This is a genomic window from Pseudomonas sp. 7-41 (assembly GCF_021233075.1).
Lineage (GTDB): Bacteria > Pseudomonadota > Gammaproteobacteria > Pseudomonadales > Pseudomonadaceae > Aquipseudomonas > Aquipseudomonas veronii.
Genome location: NZ_CP089551.1, coordinates 4,595,820 through 4,617,452 on the forward strand (window position 1 = coordinate 4,595,820; position 21,633 = coordinate 4,617,452).

Consider the following 21,633-nt stretch of genomic DNA (forward strand, 5'->3'; position numbering starts at 1 on the left):
CGTCCATGAGTGTCTGGAAAACCGAACGTGGCGCCCTGCTGCTATTGCTGGGCGTGTCGGCCCTGCTCCTGCTGCTGGGCCTGGGCAGTCGCGACCTGTGGGGGCCCGAAACCCGTTGGGCGAACATCGTCGTGCAGATGCTGCAAAGCGGTGACTACTTCGATCCCTACCTCAAAGGCACGCCGTATTACGATAAGCCTTTGCCCTCCTACTGGCTGATCAGCGGGTTCGCCAACCTGATGGGCGGCCTGGGGCCGTGGTCGCTGCGCCTGTCGTCGGTGATTGCCGCATGGTTGAGCATCTGGCTGGTGTACCTGATCGGCGAGCGCCTGTTTCGCAAAGGCACCGGGCTGATTGCCGGGTGGATGCTCGCCACCACCTTCTACTTCCTGTTCTGGGCGCGCGTGGCCACGGCGGATGTGCTCACGGTGTGCGGTGTGCTGGCGGCGGTGTGGTGGTACTGGCGCGGGCCGGATGACACACGGCTGTGGCGCTACACGGTGTTTTTCCTGCTGTTGGCCGCGACCTCGCTGTTCAAGGGCTTGATCGGTTTTGTGCTGCCGGGCCTGGTGCTGCTGCCGCACCTGCTCAGCGAGCATCGCTACAAACGTCACCTCAACCCGCGCCTGGTGCTGGCCCTGCTGATTGCCGCCGGGTTCTATGCCATCCCCTTCGTGCTGTCGCACCTCTACGGAGCGCCGACCTACGGCGAAAGCGGCCTGGCCCTGGTATTCCGCGAAAACGTCGTGCGTTTCTTCGACCCCTTCGACCATATGGGGCCGATCTACACCTATCTGATCTACCTGCCCGCCTACACCCTGCCCTGGGCACCGTGCTGGTTGCTCGGCCTGTGGCTGGCCGTGCGGCATTGGCGCCAGACCCCGCCCAACGTGCGCTGGCTGGTATGGGGCCTGGGCCTGCTGTTCGTGTTCTTCACCGCCAGCGGCAGCCGCCGCAGTTACTACGTGCTGCCGCTGGTGCCATTTGCCCAGTTGCTGGGAGCCTGGTGGCTGAGCGAACGGCTGGCGAAAAAAACCGCCAGCTGGCCGCGCTGGCAGAAAGGCTTTGGCATTGCCGCCGCACTGATGCTGCTGGTGCTCGGCGTGGTGTACCCGTGGACCAACGGCAACGGCGGCGTGACGCGTTTCGTCGAGGACGTGCAAGCTCAAGCCGAGAAGACCGCGCCATGGAACCAATGGCAAATGGTGCTGGTGGAAGTCGACAACAAACTGCCGATGTACCTGCAAAACGGCGGTCAGCCGTTCTACTACGTCGCCGAAACCCAGGACTTCCCCCGCCAGGGCGACAGCGCTGCGTTCATGACCTGGCTGGAACACACCAGCGGCCGCCGCTTCGATCCGCAACACACGATTATCATCGCGCAGTACTCCAAGGACGATCCCACGCCCCTGGCCTACCTGGGCGCGGATCATCAGGTGATCACCACCCAGCCTGACAATGGCGAGCGGCTGTTTCACCAGCGTGCGGGGGGGAGTGTGGCGTTTATCCCGATGTCGCGCTGACCTGCCCGCCCCTGGCGCTCGACGACAGCCAAAGCCACACGCTGTTGGCGCCGCAGGGGTTGCCGCTGCGGCGCCGAACATCCCTCACCGGCTCACTGATAGGGAATCAAGCGATCGCGGTCCAGGTCTCGCATCAGGTCGCCGAGCATTTCACTCTCGCTGCGCGGTTCGGTCATGGGGATGTACCAAGTCGTGGCCGTCCAGCCGCCACGCTTGTAGGCATAGGTTTTCAGCAGTTGACCGTCCTTGAACACCGAGCCATGCAATTGCCGCTCGTAGGTGTAGGGCACTGGCACGGTCAGCAGCGTCAGAGCGCCGAGTACTGCGGGGAGCACTCCGGCCCCTTTACCGCCACTCTGGTCGACCAACAGGCTGTAGCCGGTCTTGCTGAAACCACCGTCGAGAAAACTGAAGGCGCCTGTATCACGCAGCAACTGGATGACTTCGCGCTGCTTTTGCTGATCGAACCGGGATTCGGGCGGCGGCATGGTGACGCTCATCGGCACATAGGCGCGCTGGGCTTTGTAGTCCAGGGGTTTGAGGGCGGTGCCGCAGCCGCCGAGCAACAGCACGGCAGCCATTAAGGTGATCCTGATCATTGCGTGTGCTCCACAGGCAGTAGGCCATCACGTTGTACATCCTGGGCAAAGGCGCGGGTGATACGGTTTACGTTCTCTTGCTGCATCCCGCCGCTGCCATCGAGCAGCCAAGTGTATTTGTGGGTCACGTTGCGATAGCTGTATTGCTTCAACAGCTTTCCATTCTGTTGCAGGGAAAACTCGGTGGTGGTGTCGATACTCTGGGACAAGGGCAGCAGAAACAGCGTCGCCGTACTCAGCAGAATTACCGGGAAAGGTGGCAACTCGCGCTGGCTATTGAAGCGGATCAACACCGAATAATCCCCTTCCTTGCCTTGGCCGGTTTCGACACTGCGAAACACTCCGGTTTCGCGTAACTGGTTACGGATTTGCGCGGCATTCAGCGGGTCGTCGACCATGACATGGATCGGCTTGAGGTAGTCCTGACCGTCGGGCAACGCGCGCTCTGGCAGGGTATTGGTGGCCGCACAGCCAGTCAGCAGCGCCAGGACGCCCAGGGTAATAACGCGGTTCATGGACGCATCTCTTGAGGGGTGTTCTGGCCCGCAGCGGTAGACGGCGGCGCGATGATATGCGGGGCGGCGCTGCGATAATCCAGCGGTATCAACTCCAGCGCCGGCAAGCGCGGAACCGATTGTCGCGCGATCGGTTCATCGCGACCTTGCTGGTCGCGCCAACGGAAGGCGCACAGGGACGCCCCCAGGCACAGCGAGCGAAATTCACCGAGGTAATAGGCCTTGCCGGCTTGCAGGCGCATCGGCAGGTTGAACTTCTCCCGAGCCTGGACCGAGGTGTAAGTGGTGCCCAGGGTGGGTGAATAGGTGCTGGAGAAGAACTGGAAATCATAAAACTCATAATCTCCCGGTTTGAGCGGCAGCACGAACACACTGGCGACGCCGGTCTGGTCCTTCACATCCTGAGGCGTTTCCCGCCCGACACCGACCCATATACCCGCGGCCCCGAAGGCGGAGCCACGCTTGCGAAACAACAGGCGCTGGTTGGGTGCGGGAGACGCCTTGAGGTTCTGCGGGCCGATGGAGCCCACAAGATAAGCCACCGGTTCTTCGGGGCCGGGTTGCAGCGGCTGACTGACCAGCGACGCGGGCTGGGTACCGCAGCCCGCCAAGGCTGCAGCCATTAAGAGCAAGGCCAAAGGCCTGGAAAAGCAAAACATGTCGAATCCTGAACGCGGGCAAAAAGGGAGCTGCAGACGCCACAGGAAAGACATGCAATGAGCCATCCTGGCGCTGCGCCTCGCGTCACTGCGAGGGGGGCGAATGGTACGGGACGGATGAGGGTTTGACCACCCGCTCACCCCCCAGGCTTTCCAGCGCAGCCCTACCAACGCCCCGTCGCCAGGCTGTACGGCGAAAACTCCGCAAACCGCCACCTCAACGCCAACGCCGCCGGGCGGCGGACCACCTGTTCCACCGTGACCGTCCACAACCGCTGCGCGCCCTCGAACCGCGCCACCTCGGGGCCGTTGAGGATCAACGAAGTGTGCCCGGCCAGGTGCATCACGTCGCCCGATGCAAAGTCGATGAACAACAACCCCGCCACCGGGTTGGCGTGCAGGTTGCCCAGGGTGTTGAAGAACAGGTTGCCGGCAAAGTCGGGGATGGTCAGCACGTCGCCCTCCACGCGCACGAAGCCGCGGTTGCCGCCGCGATGGGAGACGTCCACCGAGCGTTCGCCGTCGATGTCCACATAGCTGGCGACGAAGAACGTGTCGGCGTTGCGGATCATTGCGCGCGCGGCGTCATCCAGGCGGCTGCTGCGCTCGGCCACGCCCCCGGGTTGGCGGGCGATCCCATCGACAGGGCGCAGTTGGATGTATTTGGGGCAATTGCCGAAGGTCTGGACCACATCGACCGCAAACCCCTCGGCATCCAGCGCGCCAACCCGACCATTCAGGCGATTGCGGCGGCGCGTGTCGAGGTCGATGCCGAGCAAGCCGACGGCGGCCCCTGGCTGCAGGGCCGTGCGCGCCGGGTCGCCGCTGCCGGGCAGGCTGTCGATCTGCAAGGTGTGCGGGTCGGGTGAATGGGCAAACCCCGGCGCGCCTTCGATCATCGTCGCCCAGGGCATGCCGTGCGCGTCCACCACGCCGAGCATCAGGTACGGCAACAGCGGATAGAACCCCCGGTGTTGCTCGGGCAGATGATCGCGGATCACCTTGGCGCCAATCATGTCCATACGCTCGGCGGCGCCGGCGCTGGTTTGCATCTGCCGTTCGCCGGCGTGCCAGGGGGAGTGTTCGATCAGGTTCATGGCGATCACCTCGTGTCAGATAGCCAGATGCTGCGCCCCGCCACGCGGCGAGAGAATACCCACGTTCGGCAATCGAGCATTACGCCAACTGAAATGCCGGATGCTCGCGCAACGCCGCCACGCAGTGATCGACAAAACTGCGCACGCGCATCGGCGCCTGGCGGCCTTCGCGGTAGACCACGTTGACCGGCAACGGCGCCAGCTCGTGGGCGGGCAGGACGCGGCGCAATTGCGCGCTGACCAGGTGCTCGTGAACCGGGTAGCTCAGGCACCGGATGATCCCCGCGCCATGCACGGCCGCATTGATCGCACCTTGCACCGAGGTGCAGCGCAGGCGTGTACGCGCCTTGAGGTGGGTATGGGGGAAATCCCAGTGAACCTGATCGGCGCTGGCGATCAGGCGATGCTGCTTGAGGTCGTGCGGGTGCGCGGGTTCGCCGTGGGCCGCAAGGTAATCGGGGCTGGCGCAGAGGACCTGCCGCACCTGGCCGACTGGCCGCGCGATCAGCGACGAGTTGGGCAGCGCACCGACCAGGATCGCCACGTCCAGCCCCTCTTCGTGCAGATTCGGGTAATAGTCGTGGTAGCGGGCTGTCAGGTAAACATCGGGATGGCGATCCATATAACCGGCCAGGATCGGCGCCATCACATACCGGCTGAACAGAAACGGCAGAAACACCCGCAGATTGCCCTGGGCCTGCACATGCGAGCCGTTGGCCGAGGCTTCAGCGGCGTCCACGGCCGCCAGCAGGCGGACACAGTCGGCGAGGTAGGCACGGCCGGCTTCGGTGAGGCGGACGCCCCGCGTACTGCGTTGCAGCAACGCCACCTGCAGACGCGCTTCCAAGCGCGCCAACGCGCGCACCAGCGTCGCGCCGGACACCCGGGCGCTGCGCGCCGCCGCCGCCAGGCTCGGTTGCCCGGCCAGCGCCGCAAACAGCTGCATATCGCGATAGCGCTCCATCAGTTCGGCCGCTGCGACGCTGGGTTCAGGCCACGGTCCTGCGCGAAATGCTGGGTGAGGAAGTCGACGAAGGTCTGCACCTTCGCCGGTACGCGGGCGCCCTTCTGGAACACCACCTGGATCGGCAGCGGCGCGGGCTCGAACGCGTCGAGGACAATCTCCAGTTCACCGGCCGCCACCGCCGCCGCCACTTGATAGGACAGCACCCGGGTCATGCCCCAGCCGATGCGCGCCAGGTTGATCGCGGCGTTGTTCGCCGTGACCACCAGGCGCGGTTCGATGGGCACCGTCAGTTCCTGCTCGCCGTCGACGAATTGCCATGCGCTGATCAATTGGCTGGCCGACGACGTAGCGATTTTGGCTTCACGCAACTGCGTGGGATGTTGCGGCCGCCCGTGCCGGTCGAGATAGCCGGGCGACGCACACACCACCCGCCGCACTTCACCGACCTGGATCGCCTGTTGCCCCGGCTCCTGCAGATGGCCGATACGCACGGCCACGTCGACACCTTCGTCGATCATGTTCACCACGCGATCGACCAGCAAAGCGTTGATGTTCACCAGAGGAAAACGATCGAGGTACGCCCCCAGCAACGGCGCCACATACAGCTCGCCAAACAGCACCGGGGCGGTCACGGTCAGTTGGCCGCAGGGGATGGAATAACTGCCCGCCGCCGCTTCCTCGGCTTCATTCAGCTCGGCGAGGATGCGTCGACAATCTTCCAGGTAGCGCTGGCCGGCTTCGGTCAGGTGCAGGCTGCGAGTGGTGCGCGCCAGCAGTTGGGTGCCGATGCGCTGTTCCATCGCGGCAATCGCCCGGGTCACGCTGGGCGGCGAGGTTTTCAGGCGGCGTGCGGCGGCGGCGAAGCTCTCCTCCTCGGCCACCGCGAGGAACACCTGCATTTCATGAAAGCGGTCCATCGGTGTCCCTCTTGAAGGTTACTGTGATTGCAGGCCCACCGCCGTGCGTGGCATGCCGACAAACCCCGGCAAGGCTTCGATACTGGCCAGCCAGGCGCGTACTTGAGGGTAGTCGGCCAGCGCCACATTGCCTTCCGGCGCGTGAGCCACGTAGGTGTAGAAAGCGATGTCGGCAATGCTCGGCTGCTCACCGACCAGGAAGCGGCTTTGGCCCAACTGCTGCTCTACCAATTGCAACAAGGCGTGGGAGCGGCTGATGGCGGCGACGGTATCGACATCCGCGCCAAACACCACCGCCAGCCGCGCGGTCGCCGGCCCGGCGTGGAGCTGACCGGCGGCGGCCGACAGCCAGCGCTGCACACGCGCCTGCCCCAGCGGGTCGCTCGGCAGCCATTGGCCGTTGCCGTACTTGCTCGCCAGGTACAGCAGAATCGCGTTGGAATCGGCGAGTACGGTGCCGTTGTCATCGATCGCCGGCACCTGGCCGAACGGGTTGATCGTGTCGACGAATTCAGCGGTTTTGTGCGCGCCTTGCTTGAGGTCGACCAGGATGAATTCGCTGGGCAGGCTCAACAGCGACAGCATCAGCTCGACCCGGTGGGAATGGCCGGACAGGGGGAAACCATAGAGTTTGATCGCAGGCTGGGACATGAAAGGCTCCAAAGAAGTGGGGGTCTTGACGCCAGGCATGTTCCGCCGTGGCGCCTATCGATGGAATCACCAGGATTTACAATCGAGCATTTCACGCGGTGAAACAATCACCGACAGTCCATCGCCTGGCCGTCAGCGCTCTTGCAGCCGATCGCGCAAAAACCGATGGCTCCTGGAAAACAGGCGCCGGTAGGTGAGCAGCACCGCGCCGACCGTGCCCAACGCCGACGAAGCGGCGATCAGAAACATGATCACGATCTGGTAGCGCACCGCATCCACCGGGCTCTCGCCCGCCAGCACCTGGCCGGTCATCATGCCCGGCAGGCTGACGATGCCGACCACGGCCATCTGGTTCAGCGTCGGGATCATCCCGGCGCGCACCGCCTGGCGGATCGCTTCCTGCGCCGCTTCCCAGCGTGAGCCGCCGAGGGCGAGGATCATCTCGATGGTGTTGCGGCCCGAGGTCAGTTCCTGGGTCATGCGCTCGATGCCCAGGGACACGCCGGTCAGGGTATTGCCGAGGATCATGCCGAGGATCGGGATCGCGTACTGCGGCTCGTACCATGGGTGGATGCGAATCACCGCAAACAAGCCCACCGCCGTGACCAGCCACGAACTACCCCACACCGAGACGATGCTGTCGATCCGTTGCCCACGGTAAGTGCGCCGCCCGCGCCCCGCCGCCGACAGGCCGGCAATCAGGGTCATCGCGCACATCAGCGGCAGCACCACGTACCAATAGGCGAACGCGAACACCCAGCCCAGCAGGTAACCGATCGCCAGCAGTTGCACCACGGTACGCACGGCGGCCCACAGCAACTGGCGCTCCAGGCCCAGGCGCAACGCCAGCGACAGTGCGCCGTTGATCAGGATCAGCGCGGCGGCGATGGCCATGTCCAGCGCGGTCAGGTTCTGGTAGTTCATGCTTGGGTGGCTCCGCTCAGCACACCGGCGCTCATGTGCAGGTGGATGTCACTCATGCGTTGGGCCTGTTCCAAGTCGTGGGACACCCAGACATACGCGCGGGTCGGGTCATCGGCGAACCAGGCATCGATCAGCGCTTCGACATCACGCGAGGACGCGGGGTCGAGGGCGGCGGTGGGTTCATCCAGCAACAGCACCTCGGGGTTGAGCTGCAGGGTGCGGATCAACGCCACCACCTGGGACTCGCCGCCCGACAGGTCACTGGCATTTTTTGCCAGGAAGTCCGGCGACTTGCCGGCATGCTGCAGCAGCGCGGTGACGGTCGCCAGCTCGAAATGACGTTTACGCAGGCTCTTGAGGCTGAACGGGAAACGCAGGTTGTCCAGCACGGTGCCGTCGATCAGCGCCGGGCGTTGGGACAGGTAGCAGATGCGGCTGCGGTACTCGGGAATGTCTGCGTTAGCGATCGGCCGATGATTCCACAGGACCTGCCCCGATGTGGGCGCGTCCAGCAACGCCAGTGCGCGCAGGAACACGCTCTTGCCGGAACCGGACGCGCCGGTGATCGACACGCGGTCGGCGCGGTGCAGGGCGAAGTCAGTGGGCTGGAGCAAGACCGCCTGGCGACGCTCATCCCGGCGCGCCAGGGCGCGGGTTTCGATCAGTGCGCTCATGGACGCGAGGCTCCTCATGTTTCGGTCAGGCGCAATGGTGAAGCAGGCGGGCAGGCTTTTCATAGCAAAAGTTCAAGCGATGGCGACCGGTCCCGTGGCGGGCGCCTTGCAATCACCCCCTGCCCTGCCTATATTTGCCGCCTGGCGCTCTCTACGCCACCTTCCGCGGAAAGGGCTGCGCCCAAGACAGTGAAGCACTCAATCATTTCTACGACTCCCAACCTTAAAGCGGAAAAGGTGTGTGCAAGGAGCTCGTATGTCGCAACGCCGCGTATCCTCGACCACTGATGGCCGTCTCAACCTTGAGCAGCAGCGCAAGCGCGCCAAGGAACTGTTGCCGCGCCTGAAAAGCGAAAACCCCGACGCCACCTTGTCCCAGGCGCAATGGCAGATCGCCAAGCAGCTGGGTTTCAGCAGTTGGCCGCAGCTCAAGGCCCATGTCGACGCCATCGACTTCGCCGCCCGCCATCCCGATTTCGCCGCCAGCGATGAAGCCCGCACCAGCCATTGGCGCTGTGGCAACGACATTGCCCACAGCCTGCAACTGGCGGGGTTCAAGGGGCACTTCCAGATGCTCACCGACCCGCTGTGCATGGGCCCGGTTCGCGACCTGCCCCGCGAGGCATTCCGCGCCATGCGCAGCGCGTTCATCAGTCACGCCTTTGCCCTGGGCGAAGCGGATGTGGCGCGCCGTGTCGCCGACGAATACAACCAACTGGAAACCTTGGCCAGCGCCGAACACAGCGTGCTGTGGTGCGAGGCGGATGCGTATGACCAACTGTTCCTGATCCGCGCCCTGGCCGCTCTTGACCAGGCACCGCGCAAGCTGGAGCTGATCGAGGTGGACCGCATCCCGGGGGTAGAACGGTTTATCGGCATTGGCCAACTGGCCCCCGATGTACTGGCGTGGTTATGGCCGCAGCGGCGCTTGATCGATGACGAGGCGGTGCAGTTGGCCAAACAGGCGTGGGCGGCGTATTGCGCCAGTTCCCCGGTGCAGTGGGCGGAACTGGCCCACGGGGCGCACACGGCGCTGCCCTTTCTTGCACGCGCTTTACTGCGCCAGTTGCAGGAGTTGCCCGGCAGTCAGGATGGCTTGTCACTGACCGAACGCCTGTCCCTGGCCTACATCGCCGAAGCAGGGCCGGTAGCGTTCGGGCGCGTGTATGCCGAGTTGATGGCCAAGCGCGAACCGCTGCCGTTCCTCGGCGACATGATGTTCCATGCACTGCTGCGGCCGTTGATCGACGGCGAGCATCCTTTGTTGACGGAAACCGAGGCCCATCTTGAATGGCCCCGGCGGATGCTGGCGCTGACAGCGCTGGGGCACACCGTGCTGGGCGGCGATGCTTATTGGCTGGACCACGCCAGCCATGAACGCTGGGGCGGCGGTGTTTGCCTGAGGCCCGGCCAATCGCATTGGGCCCTTGATGAACAGCTGTCGCCGGTATGGCGGCCTTGATTCGCGGAGGGGGGATTTCGTCCGGGCCGGACATAATATCTGTGAGGCCCAGTGCAAGGTGCTTTCAAGGTAATCACCACCGTCGATGACGACGAAGACTGGCGTCAAAAAGCGTTAAGGAAACTCTAAAAAACTCCCAGATTTGGTGAAATACCCGCCTCGCACAAATCGAACGGTTGAGCCCCGATGAAACAGATGTCCTTCGCCGATGCCGGGTATGCCGACAAACGTAGGCAGACCCGCCATGAGCGCTTCCTGATCGAGATGGATCAGGTCGTGCCCTGGAAGGGCTTGATTGCCCTGATCGAGCCGCATTATCCGAAAGGCGAAGGCGGTCGTCCGGCGTATCCGTTGCTGGCCATGTTACGGGTTCGCTTGATGCAGAACTAATGCGGACTGATCGCCCTGAAATACAGCGATCAGAGGAAAAAACCATGAATTAAAGACAGGAAAGGTCTGTTTTCGACCGACTCAGCATTTTTTGAACCTCAAGCAGCGAGGGCATCAAAAATCGATGAGTACTTCAGACCTTCCCTAAAGGCTGCAGGGCTTACGTTGATGACATTGCGCCTGATCATGGCCCTGCATTCGTAAAATGCCAGAGCATCGACCAATAGAGAAACTAATACCGAAGATAGCATTACTCCATTGCAGCCGATGCTGTCTTCCAATAAAAATTTGCGCTTGTTAAATCATCCTAAGGAGCAGGAAAACAAGTCTCTTGTTAGTACTGAGCGCATATGACAGACACACCCATTTACCCGCTGCTTATTGAACAAAACCACTCTAAAAATTACAGGGGAACACCAAAACTAGAGGCGACCCTCAAAAAGCATCTTATGAAGAAAACGCCTATCCGCACAGCACTCATATACTCTAACGCGGTACTTTTCATTTCGTTAGGAATCGCAGCGCTGCTCCTTGACGAAAACGGAACTATCAACCTCCCCTGGTATGGAAAAGTCCTGGATGTGATTTTTCTTGGATTAATTTACGCTCATTTCACAGAACTCCAACATGAACTACTACATGGGCATGCGTTTAAATCACAGAAACTGAACAGACTATTAGGGTTCTTCTGTGGTTTGTTTATGCTCAATTCATTTTCCCACTACAAGTACCACCATCTTCGCCATCACAGGCATCTTGGCACTGAGCTGAATAGTGAGTTTTTCAACTACCCAAAAAAAGGAATGGACAGCCCTCTAAAGCTATTTAGCGCTGCAATGAACCCCAGCAGGTTTGGTCGTGTGATCAAACTTATGTTCAAAAGCCTGATTGGGATAAAACTACAAGACATAGAAGATAGCAAAGCGGAAAACAACGCCAGACAGGAATATCGTCTCTACCTCATAATCGTATTAACCACCATAGTTTTTACTTTACTTTCCGGCTCAACGTTTTTTGTTTTCGCCTGGTTCATCCCAATGATTTTGATTGCGGAGCCTGCCCACTATTTAATTGAACTTCCTGAACACTTCGGTCTAGATGCTTATAACGAACCAAACTTCAACAGAAATACAAGAAGCATCGAAGCATCATGGATTGCACGTTGGTATACGAACGGAAACAATTTGCACACCGCGCACCATAGCTTGGCCAGCGTCCCTATGGGTAATTGCCAAACCTTACATAATCTCGCTCGCTCAAGCATGGAAGTCATCGAGCCGAATTACTTGACCTTCTATCGAAAGGTTATATCCGGCGAAATCAAGCCATTCAAATAGGGAAGTGAATGATGAGAACAACAGTAATGAAATTTGGCGGTACATCTATGAAGGATCTGAAGGCGATACGCAGCGCAGCCTCTCATGTCCATGAAGCTGTAAAACTCGGAAAAAAAGTTGTAGTGGTGGTATCTGCGCAAGCCGGTGAGACGGACCGTTTGATGGGGCTGATGAATAATTACTCACAACACATAAGCCATATTGCGATGGATATGGTTGTAAGTGCCGGCGAGCAAATAGCTGCCGGGCTCATGGTACAAGTGCTGCATGACATAGGGCTCAAGGCGGTCCCGTTGACTGGGTGTCAGGCGGGCATCGTGACGAACAACATCCATGCCAATGCGACTATCTCGAAGATCAAGACTGAAAATATACTTCGAGTCAGTGCAAGCGGTGTGATCCCGATAATTACGGGATTTCAAGGAATAACAAGTGAAGGCCTAATATCGACGCTAGGCAGAGGAGGCTCTGACACATCAGCGGTTGAGTTAGCTAAAGCCTTGGGGGCCGAAGCATGCGAGATATATACCGACGTGCAAGGAGTCTTCTCTTTGGACCCCCGCCTTAGCAAAAACGCAAGAATATTTACAAGAATATCGCACTTGGAAATGTTTGAAATGTCCACGCTAGGCGCAAAGGTATTACACAAGCGTGCGGCTTATGCTGGGATGGTTTCGGGGGTGAAACTTTTTATCAAACAGACTGGCAGTTCACAAAACGGAACAGTGATTGCTGGCGAACAAACATTTGAAAATCCTATAGAAGCCATTATAACCAGCTCGCGAAAGTCGACCCTAAGTATAAATCAATCTTATAAAACTCACGGTGCTTTACAGGAGCTCTCTGATCATGGCATAGCTTTTGATATGTTACACAGCGACTCAGAAAGTCATTCCATTTGCTGCATTGATCAATGCGATAAATCTCTAGCAGAAAATATCTTAGAAAGATCGCAGCTACTTAGGCGCGAAAGATCCGCACTATCAGACAACGACCTCATGAGGGTAAGCACTATAGGAAACCCAGCTCCTGCCCACCTCGACTCGATTGTAGAGATGATTATGTGTCATAGCGAGCTGCACAAATCCAAAGTATCCCACAGCGAGATCCGCAGAAGCGGCGTGTCTGTTACTGTTGAGGCAGAATATGCAAGCATTTTGGCGCAGATGTTGCACGATAACCTCCAGAAGCGACCTGTGCATTCTATGCAAACCCGCACGGAGACTGTGGGGTGCGCGTTTTCTTGATGTCATCGTGAGCAGACTGCCGCGATTTAGCCAGTAGAGGGTAGAGTTTGGGTCGTCGCTTGATGGCCCGTGGCTCTATGCGGTTTGGGTGATTTCGACTTTCTGATCTTGGCGTTGTGGCCAAAGTAACCGTCCGGCCACACCCCAAGGCTTAGGGTTACGCACGTAGGGATCTGGCGGGGGGGCAAGTAACTGCCATCCGTACCGGGACCTGTCCAAAGATTCAAACCCAAACTCTATTTTCGAAACCCGAAGATATAGATCATACCGCCGCTGGCCAGCACCATCCCGGCGACTTCGATCAGACTGGGTACTTCCGATAGGACGAAGATAGCCAGCACGGACGCTATGCAAGGGACCAGACCGCCAAAGATGGAGCCACGGGTTGCACCAAGCACTGTCACAGCCTTCGTATAGAACAGCAGGGCCAGAATCGCCGCAAATACGCCCTGGAATAGGGATTGGAAAACTATTTCAGAAACGGGTGCGGAGAGGATACCTGGGGTTCCCCAAATGAAATATAGAGGTAGGTAGAGCAACATGGAAATGACGGATACCAAAGCTGTGGCCTGGAACGCATCCACGTCCCATGCACGCGAGGCAATGGTATAGATCCCCCATAATGCTCCGGCAGCAATGAATAGCAGGTCTCCCAGCCAGGCCTGTCCACCGCTTTCCGACATGCTTTGCCACCCCGAAAGAGTCGCCCCTACCATGATGACAAAAATCCCGATCAGTACCGCTTTTTCCGGCCTGTCACGAAGGAAGAACCAGCCCCCAATTGTGGAAACCGCAATCATCGCACTGGGGATGAGAACGCCGGCATGTCCGGCGGGGGCATATGCCAATCCGAGGATTCCCAGAAGTACGTGCGGAATACCCTGCCCCACTGTAAGGAGCAGGGTTTTCGGCAGACCAAGCATGCCTGTCCCTTTCTTTAGAACAAAAGGCAGCAAAATCAATCCGGCCACCATAAAGCGTAAGGCCGCGATGTCATAGGGAGACAGCGTTTTTTGAACCCCAAAACGGGAAAGAACAGGCCAGGCTCCCCAGATAAGAGCAGATAAAAACCCAAAGAACACTGCTACAGATAGTGCTTTTCTGTCTATCAGAGTTGCGCTTGTCATGGCCTGTCTTTCTCTACTCATGCTAATTTTAAGGTACGGTCGTGCACTGTATTCTTGACGGTATCAAGAGCGTTCGCGGAATTTGAGAAAAGATATGGGTTCATGGGGTCATCACATCCCGCTTCAATCAGGATCCGCTGACCAAGCCCTAGTCTCTCCGCCTGATCGATCAAGACCTCGGTCATTATCTGATCTTCCAATGAAATACCGGTGCTATCAAAGATGGTCTGTTTCATCTGATATTGGATATAGGCTTGCGGCTCTTTCACTATTTTGTGCAGCTCAGGGCCGATATAGCCGTATTCGTCTTTACTCAATTGCTGGCATTCACCTTCGTTAATGGCCTGTTCCAGATAATCCGTGACAAGGAACGAGCTTTTGAGCAGCTCTGTTGATAATTCATATTTGCGCGGCGTGTCGGCACCAATAGCATTGATGTGTACATGTGGTTTCATCCCGCCAGCGTGGAGAACCGGGCCTGCATCAAGGCCAATGGAGGTAGCAACACAGATGATGTCGGACTCTGCCAGTACCCTGTCTTTGGAAGCGATGATCGGTGTAATTCCCAGGGCGGATACCCGCTTGGCGAAAGTTTTTTCCACTGCGGGGTCAATATCGTGGATCAAGACTGCGTCAAAGTCATAAATTCGACTGAGGGCATGGGCCTGAGTCACTGCCATGGCGCCAGCTCCGATCAGCCCAAGGGTTTTGCTTTCAGGATGAGCCAGCAACTTCGAAGCCACAGCGGATGCTGCGCCCGTTCGTACTGCTGTTGCAAATACACCATCGATCACCGCAATAAGGTGGCCGTCCCTTACGTCATATAGGGAGTTAGTGGCCATGACCGTCGGCATGCCCCGGTTAAACGGATTTCCCGGATGGTAGCCAACAACTTTTAACGCGACATTTTTATCCCGGCGGTAAGCCGGCATAAACTCTATCAGCCCCATTTCCGGAGTTTCATAGACAAAACCGGTGCGCGGTTGTATTTCAACCTGGCCATCACCAAACACGTTGAGGGCATCACGTAGTTTTGCAATCGTTTCATCCATTAAGGTGTCGAGCCCGACTGCTGCGACAATTTCACCAATGTTTTCCTCAGAGAGGATAATAGTTGCTCGCTGTGCCACTTTGTAGCTCCTATATGTTCACGTGATAATTGGTTTCAGTCTTATTCTGATGCTTGGTGCTGCGTACTTCGATTCGGCGGTATGCTGCGTTGAACGATCGAACCTCACCGGAAATTATCTTGGAATAGAAAGATCAATAGGATGATTCTATTACTTACATCTGATGTCTTCAGGCACGATGAACACTCATGGGGTGCCGACCATCGCGCGGAGGTATGGAGATTGTTGCAGCTTATGAACCATGCTGCCCGCGAGCCAGGTGGCTTCGATTGACGAGTATTACGCTCACATTGCGGCTTAGAAAATACGAGACTCTCAGGTTAGAGTCGATGGAGTAATTCTTCGATAGGCATTAGTTTTTCTAAAGAGATGACATCGCCAACCTCTCCAGCAACGTCGCACAGCAGAAGACTTTATTCGCCTTGTCGTACCTGTGGACGGTGCAAAAATGGTTGTTGAATGCGGGAGAAGTGCGTCTCTAATGCGGACTGATCGCCCTGAAATATAGCGATCAGAGGAAAAAACCATGAATTAAAGACAGGAAAGGTCTGTTTTCGATCGACTTAGCATTTTTTGAACCTCAGGCAGTGAGGGCATCAAAAATCGGTGGGTACTTCAGACCTTCCTTAGCGAACAGGCCAAGGAACTCATTAGCCAATCTTCGAATTTTTCCAAAGCCACCATTTTCTGCGTGTACTCAGGCTTAAAAAAAGTGTAACAGTTATCCTCCGGAAAACTAGTATCCAGCACCCTTACCAGTTGACCACTTTGTAATTCGTGATCGACTAGAATTGACTCTGTTAGAGCCAGCCCATGACCATGAATGGCTGCGGTCAAAGCCAGGTGCCCTTCTGTAAAACGATACTCGCCTTACCAAGGTCCAGGGACAAGCCTAAATCAGCAAAGACATTTTTCCAGCTTTTATGAAGTTTTCTATGACTTTCAATTTTCGTTTCATAACTGATCAATTTATGTTCGCAAAGGTCGGCATACGTTTCAATTTTAGGTGTTTTTTTAATATATGCGGGACTTGCGACTATGATAACTTCTGAGCAGCCAAGTACTTTGCTATTTGATGGAAGATTTTCTCCCTTGCCAAATCTTATTGACGCGTCAATACCATGACTGCGAAAGCTTCTAACGTCACAAGACGCATCAATAACAACATTAAGATCCAAGTGTTTTTCGTAAAATTTATCCAGATTTGGAATAAGCCACTTTACGGCAAATGAAGGTGGGGCAGAAATAGAAAGTGTTGTTCTTTGCGTCCCGATGATCTCTTCCGCGACAGCGGCCAGTTCCCCTAGTGCTTTCTGAGCTACGCTGGCGAGCCGCTGGCCAGCCTCGGTTAGCGTTAGCCCTTTGGCATCCCTTATGAAAAGCGAGCAGTTCATGTAGTTTTCAAGAATCTTGATCTGCTGGCTGGTGGCTCCCTGAGTCACGCATAGCTCAGATGCAGCCCTGGTTACACTGAGATGCCTGGACACGGCCTCAAACGCTTTCACAGCATTGAGTGGCGGGGTTTTCATGGCTCAATCCTTAAGAATGTCTCGTATCCATCGAACAATCACGCCATCGACTCTAATCTAAGAGTCCCCTGTTTCCTAGGCACTGTACGAAAAGTATTGCCGCAGACACCGCATGGCACAGGCCAACGAGACCATCGCCGCAAAATTTTTCGCGAGCTTCTGAAAGCGCGTAAAAAGACGTTGCGCTGCCGGTATTTAGGGTGATCTGCAGGATGGTTTGTCACTGACCGAACGCCTGTCCCTGGCCTACATCGCCAAAGCCGGGCCGGTAGCGTTCGGGCGCATGTATGCCGAGTTCATGGGCAAGCGCGAACCACTGCCGTTCCTCGGGGACATGATGTTCCATGCACTGCTGCGGCCGTTGATAGACGACGAGCATCCTTTGTTGACGAAAACCGAGGCTCATCTTGAATGGCCTCGGCGGGTGCTGGCGCCCGGATGCGCAAAGACCCGCTATCCGGGCACAAGGTGCGGCTTCAGGCTTTAACGTTCTGCCGGATATTCCAGCCGAACTTCACTGGCCCACCGTCCTTGGCGCCGTCGGCCTTCTGCGGCTGGTAGCTGACGTCGACGCTGGCGAAGTTCAAGGCGATGCTGTCGTAGAGCACCTCATCCTTACTTTCAGCAGCGGTGCCGTAGGACACCACCATGACTTCCTTGAGGGTGATCACCAGATACTCCACTGGGCTGGAACCGCCCGCCTTGCGCACTACCAGTCTTGCTTCGGGATAATGCTTGCCGGTCGCGCAGGCCATCATCAGGTTGGGGCTGGATTTATCCAGCGGCTTTTTCAGGTTCAGGTTGGCAAACTCGGCCTTGCCCGCGCCGCCACCGGTGCCGGAATGCATCGACCCGGTCTGCGACATCCCCCACGCCCACTCGGTGACATCGATCTCATCCCGATGGGCCTGGTCCCGTGATTCACCCTTGATATCGCCCAGTTTCAAAAACATATCGACGGCCATGTGAGCTCCCTGTCCTGTGATGCGTCGGTAGTGACGTGGGGCGCACTGTTCCTGAATCGATACCCCGCTCACAAGACGCCAGGGCGGGATTGGGAAGTGCCTGCCGTGAAAAAGCGAAACTTCCGACATTCATCCGCGCAAAGCCATCTTTACTCTCTCGACTCCCGCCAACCAGGAGTTAAGGAATGACGATCTCCCTGTTCAAGGATGGATTTCTCTCAGCCCATCTCAACACGCGCCAACGCCTCGAAAGCAGCCTCAATCTGCAGCGATTGTTCTTCGCCATCGACGCCGACCCGGTACTGATCGGCGCGGGGGTGGTGTACATCGACGAAGCGTTCAACGTGGTGACACTGCGCGAGTTCCAGGCGATTTGCAGTGTGCGGCCGATTACCGTGGTGCTGCGTGAAGCGCCGCGCTATGTGGGGGCGGTGGAATTCAAGCGGATGTTGGAACATGAGCCGCGAGAGTCGAGGTTGATGGCGGAGGCGATGAATACGGCGGTGACGTGTGCGGGGGCGCTGCTAAGTTGGGTGGTGATTACGAGTGGTTTTATACTGATGCCGTTCACGGCGGGAACGAGTGCGGTGATTTCGTTTATTGGCAAGGCCGCAGCGGTGACGGGTACAGTTCAGTGTATTGCTGGTGTCCTCCGAACTGGATCAGAGGCCGCTTTCCCGGAGTTCAATGACTATTTGGATAGCGAATCCTGGTATCAGGACGCGACACTCGTGTTGGACGGTGTTGCGTTACTGGGAGTTGCCACGTCGATGTTGGTCACAGTGAAAGCCATCAGTACAACCACAAGAGTCACTGGGAAATCTGTTCGCCAAGTGCTCAAAGGCCTGACTCGACAAGAGCGGGCAAAACTGAACGATGAGTTGCTGAGAATCCGAGACCCGAGGTTAACGCCCAAGCTGCTCAAGTTGGAAAAAGCTAACGGCAGAGCTCCCAAGCGTATTAGCGCTAGGCGAATGCAGCATACAACCGCTACCCACATAAAGGACGTATTGGCTGCATCGCTTAGCGTCACCAGTAGTGCAGCCAACGGAAATGTCAGGACGCTGGCAATGGGCATCTACGAGGAAGTCAGCCAGTGAGTAAACAGAGCGGAATAAAAAACGAATATGACTCAGGCATCTTTATTGAAAACCATTGGGAATTCATCAAGCGGTACATGCCAGTAATCGGAGCAGACATTCTTGTCGCATGCACCTCAATAGGATTGACGGCGATCCTGACAATGCTCACCTATCTCTCGACGTCCCCCATTGGTTTTGCTACCAAGACATCATTTTTCGGCGCTACGGGGCTTGGTGCAGTATTTGCCCTTGCCAAATACGAAGTGTTATACGGACGCATCCACTGGGTCTGGCTGAACATGGCGATATACCTCATCTGCCTGCTGGTATCACTTCCCGCAATCGCCTACCGCCCCAACGCTTATCTCTACTCCATGGCCCTCCTCAGCCCCCTGATCGGCCTCCTGATCCTCAACAGCAAGCGCTGCCGCGAACTGCGCCACACGATGCTAGAAATCCGCCACAAGCGCGAAGCCATCATCGCCACCCTGAAAAAACAAGGCCGCTGGAAATGGTGGTAACCCGCGCGGTTGCTGACACCACCGACTTTCGGCCTCACCAACCCGATAACCGAAGCAACCTACATCCGGCTCGGAAGCATCTGACTTCTCGCCCTCGCCTGCCATGCCTAGCCTGCTGGTCCCGCCCACAATAAGGACACCGCTGGCATGCGGCGCTATTTCATTACCCGAGGAGCCAAGACCACCGCTGGCGGGACCGTCGTCGGCGGTTTGACGGGCTTTCGCATCACCCAAGTGGACATCGCCCTTGAAGGTCATGAGGTGCGTTGCCCGATGTGCAAAACCACCGGAGTCATAGTCTGTGTTGGCCCGCGCCTGGAGCAGTGGGCACGAGGGCGACGGGTGGCGCTCTCGGACGATCTCTGCCGCTGTAAATGCGACCCGCCCCCGCGCCTGCTGGCCGACCAGTTCGAGCGGTTTCAGACCCTTACTGCTGAAGACTCCGCGGCACACCGCCGAAGCGCGACCGCATCGGAAGCGCCAGCGCCAACACCCGCGAGAAATCCTACCCCGAGCTCAACACCTTCCGCTTTCAGCGAAATACTCGAGTCAGCCTGCGAGCGCAATTGGCGCTTCTACCAGAAGCAGGCAGAAGACGTGATCGCCCCCGGCGGCAAGCTGATCGCCGACCCCAGATTGCGCAACCGGCTCATCAACTCGGCGTATGCCCAGCTCTGGCGCCTCGACAACCGTTTTCAGTGGGCGGGCCTTGCGGCGTTTGCCTCCAAGCAAGTGGGGTGCGGTTTGCTGCACGCGGCAGAATCCATCGAGAAAATTCAGGCGGAATTTGAAGCGGCGGAGCAATTGCGAAAGAGTGCCCGGAAAGGGGTTTGGGGGTTGTTCAGCGCAGAGGAGCGTGAACGGCAGGCAAAGCTGCGGGAGTACGAGCGGCGCCTGCGGGAGTATGAACAGGCCAGCCGTAATAACCCGGTGCCTGATGTTGATTGGCGGCGCGAGGGTGAGCCGTTATCGAGCGTGCAGCAGCTTTATCAACATGTGTACGAGATGATGGCGATGGGCAATACCACGTTGTTTTTGGATGTGTTTCCGTTGCATGCGTTTTATAAGGAGCGGGGGTTGGGGTTGCTTGAGACCTGTCTTCGGTCGCGCAAGAATATTTATGACAAGGCTCAGCCACCCGTGCTATGGCCCATCGGAAACGAGACACTAGAGTTTGGTACGAATCACAGTGAAATCCTGAAAGCTTTCGAGGCAATTGAAGCTGGCAATATCGCCAAAAGTGTTGAGTATCTCGCTGACCACGAACAAAGAAACATCCTTCAGCCAGCCATGTATACCGACCAAAAGCTGGTAGCCCTGCTGCGTAGCAACCATCTTTCCTATGTCACAGGCATACCGTCCGGGGCCGCGCAAGCCATTGAGCTAACGCTGGCAAATCAATGCCGCCCCGTCGAAGATGATCGAACCATTGAATTCAGCAACAGCCCTATCGCTAACCTGGCCGATATCGATCAACGCATGGCCTTCGTGCTCAAGGCTGCGGCGAAATTTGATGCACTGCTGCGTAGCAATGAGCGGCAGCGAATCGAACAGGCGCTAGAAGACATCGCTGAAGACCGGGGTGTCCGATGAGCCGGATCACGCAGATCGGTTGGCGACGTGTTGGGCTAGGACTGATCGCTGTCGTACTTTTCTTAGGGTTAGCGATACGTCTCGGCACCGATGAACCGGAGATTGCATTGACGCCTGGCGAACCCTGGGAAGATATGCGCCAGCGCTCCAGCGCAAAGATTGGCCCAGCCATTCCGGGGCATCACTGGTTCAGGGCGCCCAAATCCGATGCCCGACTGCGGCTCGTAGACCCTCAATATGGATTCATAACTCCTTTGGCCCGTTTCTTCACGATAGGCTTCGATGATGAGCAAATCGATGGCATCCGCATGTCCCCTCAAATCGAACCGCTATTGCTCGATGACACGCTTGAAATCGTGCTGGACTTACAGGAACAGTGGCGCAAAGGTGGCTGGACCCCCATCCATATAAAAGACGACCCACCCTTCGCCGACACCCCTCAATGGCGTGCCCGCTTGCGGAACGTGAACCTGGGCGGTACGTCCTATTGGCAAGCGGCGGACAAATACCAAGTGATGATGGTGGTCAATCGCTTCAAGGACGTTCGACATCCCACTGAAGAACGCTATCTCATCAAGCTGCACCTGGCCGCGCCGTGGATACCGCAATGATCAGATACCCACTTTGGCGCCGGCGAACCGAGGGTTGCTTAGACGCCCGGCTGCGGCTCGTAAAGCCTGAATATGGATTCGTGCCCCCAGGCTCGCTTCTTCACAGTGAGCTT

At 57.6% G+C, this 21,633-nt stretch carries 21 protein-coding genes and 3 pseudogenes; 10 read left to right on the forward strand and 14 right to left on the reverse strand.

Features of this window, described 5'->3' with window-relative positions; genetic code table 11:
- Positions 1-5: 5 nt before the first annotated feature.
- A complete protein-coding gene (locus tag LQ249_RS20630) occupies positions 6-1,523 on the forward strand; it encodes an ArnT family glycosyltransferase (RefSeq protein WP_108524995.1) in 1,518 nt (505 codons plus the stop codon).
- Between the two features lie 92 nt (positions 1,524-1,615).
- On the opposite strand, the gene LQ249_RS20635 is transcribed toward LQ249_RS20630, so the two are convergent.
- From LQ249_RS20635 to LQ249_RS20675, 9 genes are all read right to left on the reverse strand, one after another.
- Positions 1,616-2,122 carry a hypothetical protein gene (locus LQ249_RS20635; RefSeq protein ID WP_079444284.1) on the reverse strand — a complete coding sequence of 169 codons (507 nt, stop codon included), beginning with the start codon at positions 2,120-2,122 and terminating at the stop codon, positions 1,616-1,618.
- Entirely contained in the window at positions 2,119-2,637 is a 519-nt protein-coding gene (locus LQ249_RS20640; protein ID WP_104902808.1) for a hypothetical protein, read from the reverse strand. Before LQ249_RS20640 ends, LQ249_RS20635 begins: the two co-directional genes overlap by 4 nt.
- A complete protein-coding gene (locus LQ249_RS20645; RefSeq protein WP_227778682.1) occupies positions 2,634-3,260 on the reverse strand; it encodes a hypothetical protein in 627 nt (208 codons plus the stop codon). Before LQ249_RS20645 ends, LQ249_RS20640 begins: the two co-directional genes overlap by 4 nt.
- A gap of 200 nt (positions 3,261-3,460) precedes the next feature.
- Complete coding sequence (locus tag LQ249_RS20650; protein ID WP_232565861.1) at positions 3,461-4,393, reverse strand: pyridoxamine 5'-phosphate oxidase family protein; 933 nt, start codon at positions 4,391-4,393, stop codon at positions 3,461-3,463.
- Between the two features lie 79 nt (positions 4,394-4,472).
- Positions 4,473-5,357, reverse strand: coding sequence for a LysR substrate-binding domain-containing protein (locus LQ249_RS20655; RefSeq protein WP_232565862.1), 885 nt, complete (start codon positions 5,355-5,357; stop codon positions 4,473-4,475).
- The gene (locus tag LQ249_RS20660) at positions 5,357-6,277 is read right to left on the reverse strand and encodes a LysR family transcriptional regulator (RefSeq protein WP_108524989.1); all 921 of its coding nucleotides are present in this window, start codon (positions 6,275-6,277) and stop codon (positions 5,357-5,359) included. Before LQ249_RS20660 ends, LQ249_RS20655 begins: the two co-directional genes overlap by 1 nt.
- A gap of 18 nt (positions 6,278-6,295) precedes the next feature.
- The gene (locus LQ249_RS20665) at positions 6,296-6,928 is read right to left on the reverse strand and encodes a glutathione S-transferase family protein (protein ID WP_126589055.1); all 633 of its coding nucleotides are present in this window, start codon (positions 6,926-6,928) and stop codon (positions 6,296-6,298) included.
- 132 nt (positions 6,929-7,060) lie between these two features.
- On the reverse strand, positions 7,061-7,852 hold the full coding sequence (locus tag LQ249_RS20670; protein WP_017847549.1) for an ABC transporter permease: 792 nt from the start codon (positions 7,850-7,852) through the stop codon (positions 7,061-7,063).
- Entirely contained in the window at positions 7,849-8,526 is a 678-nt protein-coding gene (locus LQ249_RS20675) for an ABC transporter ATP-binding protein (RefSeq protein ID WP_046490630.1), read from the reverse strand. Before LQ249_RS20675 ends, LQ249_RS20670 begins: the two co-directional genes overlap by 4 nt.
- A 256-nt stretch (positions 8,527-8,782) precedes the next feature.
- Here LQ249_RS20675 and LQ249_RS20680 point away from each other — a divergent pair, with 256 nt between their 5' ends.
- The 4 genes and pseudogenes from LQ249_RS20680 (at position 8,783) to LQ249_RS20695 (ending at position 12,962) form a co-directional block, all read left to right on the forward strand.
- A complete protein-coding gene (locus LQ249_RS20680) occupies positions 8,783-9,988 on the forward strand; it encodes a DUF1835 domain-containing protein (protein ID WP_232565863.1) in 1,206 nt (401 codons plus the stop codon).
- Positions 9,989-10,174: 186 nt separating this feature from the next.
- Positions 10,175-10,375, forward strand: a pseudogene (locus LQ249_RS20685) (IS5/IS1182 family transposase); the annotation flags it as partial.
- A 353-nt stretch (positions 10,376-10,728) separates the two neighbouring features.
- Complete coding sequence (locus LQ249_RS20690) at positions 10,729-11,715, forward strand: fatty acid desaturase family protein (RefSeq protein WP_232565864.1); 987 nt, start codon at positions 10,729-10,731, stop codon at positions 11,713-11,715.
- 11 nt (positions 11,716-11,726) lie between these two features.
- Positions 11,727-12,962 (forward strand): aspartate kinase, encoded by a 1,236-nt coding sequence (locus tag LQ249_RS20695; protein ID WP_232565865.1) that lies wholly within the window; start codon positions 11,727-11,729, stop codon positions 12,960-12,962.
- A 236-nt stretch (positions 12,963-13,198) separates the two neighbouring features.
- Here the strand turns inward: LQ249_RS20695 and LQ249_RS20700 are convergent, their stop codons facing one another.
- From LQ249_RS20700 to LQ249_RS20715, 4 genes and pseudogenes are all read right to left on the reverse strand, one after another.
- Positions 13,199-14,089 (reverse strand): DMT family transporter, encoded by an 891-nt coding sequence (locus LQ249_RS20700; RefSeq protein ID WP_232565866.1) that lies wholly within the window; start codon positions 14,087-14,089, stop codon positions 13,199-13,201.
- Positions 14,090-14,106: 17 nt separating this feature from the next.
- Positions 14,107-15,219, reverse strand: a complete 1,113-nt coding sequence (locus tag LQ249_RS20705; protein WP_046382765.1) for an ornithine cyclodeaminase family protein — start codon at positions 15,217-15,219, stop codon at positions 14,107-14,109.
- 833 nt (positions 15,220-16,052) lie between these two features.
- The gene (locus LQ249_RS20710) at positions 16,053-16,748 is read right to left on the reverse strand and encodes a LysR family transcriptional regulator (RefSeq protein WP_232565867.1); all 696 of its coding nucleotides are present in this window, start codon (positions 16,746-16,748) and stop codon (positions 16,053-16,055) included.
- Between the two features lie 75 nt (positions 16,749-16,823).
- Positions 16,824-16,931: pseudogene (locus tag LQ249_RS20715) on the reverse strand (IS5/IS1182 family transposase); the annotation flags it as partial.
- A gap of 22 nt (positions 16,932-16,953) precedes the next feature.
- Here LQ249_RS20715 and LQ249_RS20720 point away from each other — a divergent pair.
- A pseudogene (locus tag LQ249_RS20720) lies at positions 16,954-17,181 on the forward strand (DUF1835 domain-containing protein); the annotation flags it as partial.
- A 43-nt stretch (positions 17,182-17,224) separates the two neighbouring features.
- On the opposite strand, the gene LQ249_RS20725 reads toward LQ249_RS20720, so the two are convergent.
- Positions 17,225-17,713: an Hcp family type VI secretion system effector gene (locus tag LQ249_RS20725; RefSeq protein ID WP_232565868.1), complete on the reverse strand. Its 489-nt coding sequence runs from the start codon at positions 17,711-17,713 to the stop codon at positions 17,225-17,227.
- A gap of 185 nt (positions 17,714-17,898) precedes the next feature.
- Between LQ249_RS20725 and LQ249_RS20730 the strand changes: the two genes are divergently transcribed.
- From LQ249_RS20730 to LQ249_RS20745, 4 genes are all read left to right on the forward strand, one after another.
- Positions 17,899-18,813: an NAD synthetase gene (locus tag LQ249_RS20730; protein WP_232565869.1), complete on the forward strand. Its 915-nt coding sequence runs from the start codon at positions 17,899-17,901 to the stop codon at positions 18,811-18,813.
- The gene (locus LQ249_RS20735; RefSeq protein WP_232565870.1) at positions 18,810-19,316 is read left to right on the forward strand and encodes a hypothetical protein; all 507 of its coding nucleotides are present in this window, start codon (positions 18,810-18,812) and stop codon (positions 19,314-19,316) included. The genes LQ249_RS20730 and LQ249_RS20735 overlap by 4 nt, the downstream gene beginning before the upstream one ends.
- Before the next feature lie 147 nt (positions 19,317-19,463).
- Positions 19,464-20,909, forward strand: coding sequence for a PAAR domain-containing protein (locus tag LQ249_RS20740; RefSeq protein ID WP_232565871.1), 1,446 nt, complete (start codon positions 19,464-19,466; stop codon positions 20,907-20,909).
- The gene (locus LQ249_RS20745; protein WP_046486556.1) at positions 20,906-21,520 is read left to right on the forward strand and encodes a hypothetical protein; all 615 of its coding nucleotides are present in this window, start codon (positions 20,906-20,908) and stop codon (positions 21,518-21,520) included. The genes LQ249_RS20740 and LQ249_RS20745 overlap by 4 nt, the downstream gene beginning before the upstream one ends.
- Positions 21,521-21,633 lie beyond the last annotated feature (113 nt).

Coding starts and splice junctions, on each gene's coding strand:
- LQ249_RS20740 (WP_232565871.1), top strand. CDS start 19,464: ATGCGGCGCTATTTCATTACCCGAGGAGCCAAGACCACCGCTGGCGGG.
- LQ249_RS20675 (WP_046490630.1), bottom strand. CDS start 8,526: ATGAGCGCACTGATCGAAACCCGCGCCCTGGCGCGCCGGGATGAGCGT.
- LQ249_RS20670 (WP_017847549.1), bottom strand. CDS start 7,852: ATGAACTACCAGAACCTGACCGCGCTGGACATGGCCATCGCCGCCGCG.
- LQ249_RS20730 (WP_232565869.1), top strand. CDS start 17,899: ATGACGATCTCCCTGTTCAAGGATGGATTTCTCTCAGCCCATCTCAAC.
- LQ249_RS20710 (WP_232565867.1), bottom strand. CDS start 16,748: ATGAAAACCCCGCCACTCAATGCTGTGAAAGCGTTTGAGGCCGTGTCC.
- LQ249_RS20665 (WP_126589055.1), bottom strand. CDS start 6,928: ATGTCCCAGCCTGCGATCAAACTCTATGGTTTCCCCCTGTCCGGCCAT.
- LQ249_RS20745 (WP_046486556.1), top strand. CDS start 20,906: ATGAGCCGGATCACGCAGATCGGTTGGCGACGTGTTGGGCTAGGACTG.
- LQ249_RS20635 (WP_079444284.1), bottom strand. CDS start 2,122: ATGATCAGGATCACCTTAATGGCTGCCGTGCTGTTGCTCGGCGGCTGC.
- LQ249_RS20680 (WP_232565863.1), top strand. CDS start 8,783: ATGTCGCAACGCCGCGTATCCTCGACCACTGATGGCCGTCTCAACCTT.
- LQ249_RS20630 (WP_108524995.1), top strand. CDS start 6: ATGAGTGTCTGGAAAACCGAACGTGGCGCCCTGCTGCTATTGCTGGGC.
- LQ249_RS20645 (WP_227778682.1), bottom strand. CDS start 3,260: ATGGCTGCAGCCTTGGCGGGCTGCGGTACCCAGCCCGCGTCGCTGGTC.
- LQ249_RS20725 (WP_232565868.1), bottom strand. CDS start 17,713: ATGGCCGTCGATATGTTTTTGAAACTGGGCGATATCAAGGGTGAATCA.
- LQ249_RS20695 (WP_232565865.1), top strand. CDS start 11,727: ATGAGAACAACAGTAATGAAATTTGGCGGTACATCTATGAAGGATCTG.
- LQ249_RS20690 (WP_232565864.1), top strand. CDS start 10,729: ATGACAGACACACCCATTTACCCGCTGCTTATTGAACAAAACCACTCT.
- LQ249_RS20700 (WP_232565866.1), bottom strand. CDS start 14,089: ATGACAAGCGCAACTCTGATAGACAGAAAAGCACTATCTGTAGCAGTG.
- LQ249_RS20640 (WP_104902808.1), bottom strand. CDS start 2,637: ATGAACCGCGTTATTACCCTGGGCGTCCTGGCGCTGCTGACTGGCTGT.
- LQ249_RS20650 (WP_232565861.1), bottom strand. CDS start 4,393: ATGAACCTGATCGAACACTCCCCCTGGCACGCCGGCGAACGGCAGATG.
- LQ249_RS20660 (WP_108524989.1), bottom strand. CDS start 6,277: ATGGACCGCTTTCATGAAATGCAGGTGTTCCTCGCGGTGGCCGAGGAG.
- LQ249_RS20655 (WP_232565862.1), bottom strand. CDS start 5,357: ATGGAGCGCTATCGCGATATGCAGCTGTTTGCGGCGCTGGCCGGGCAA.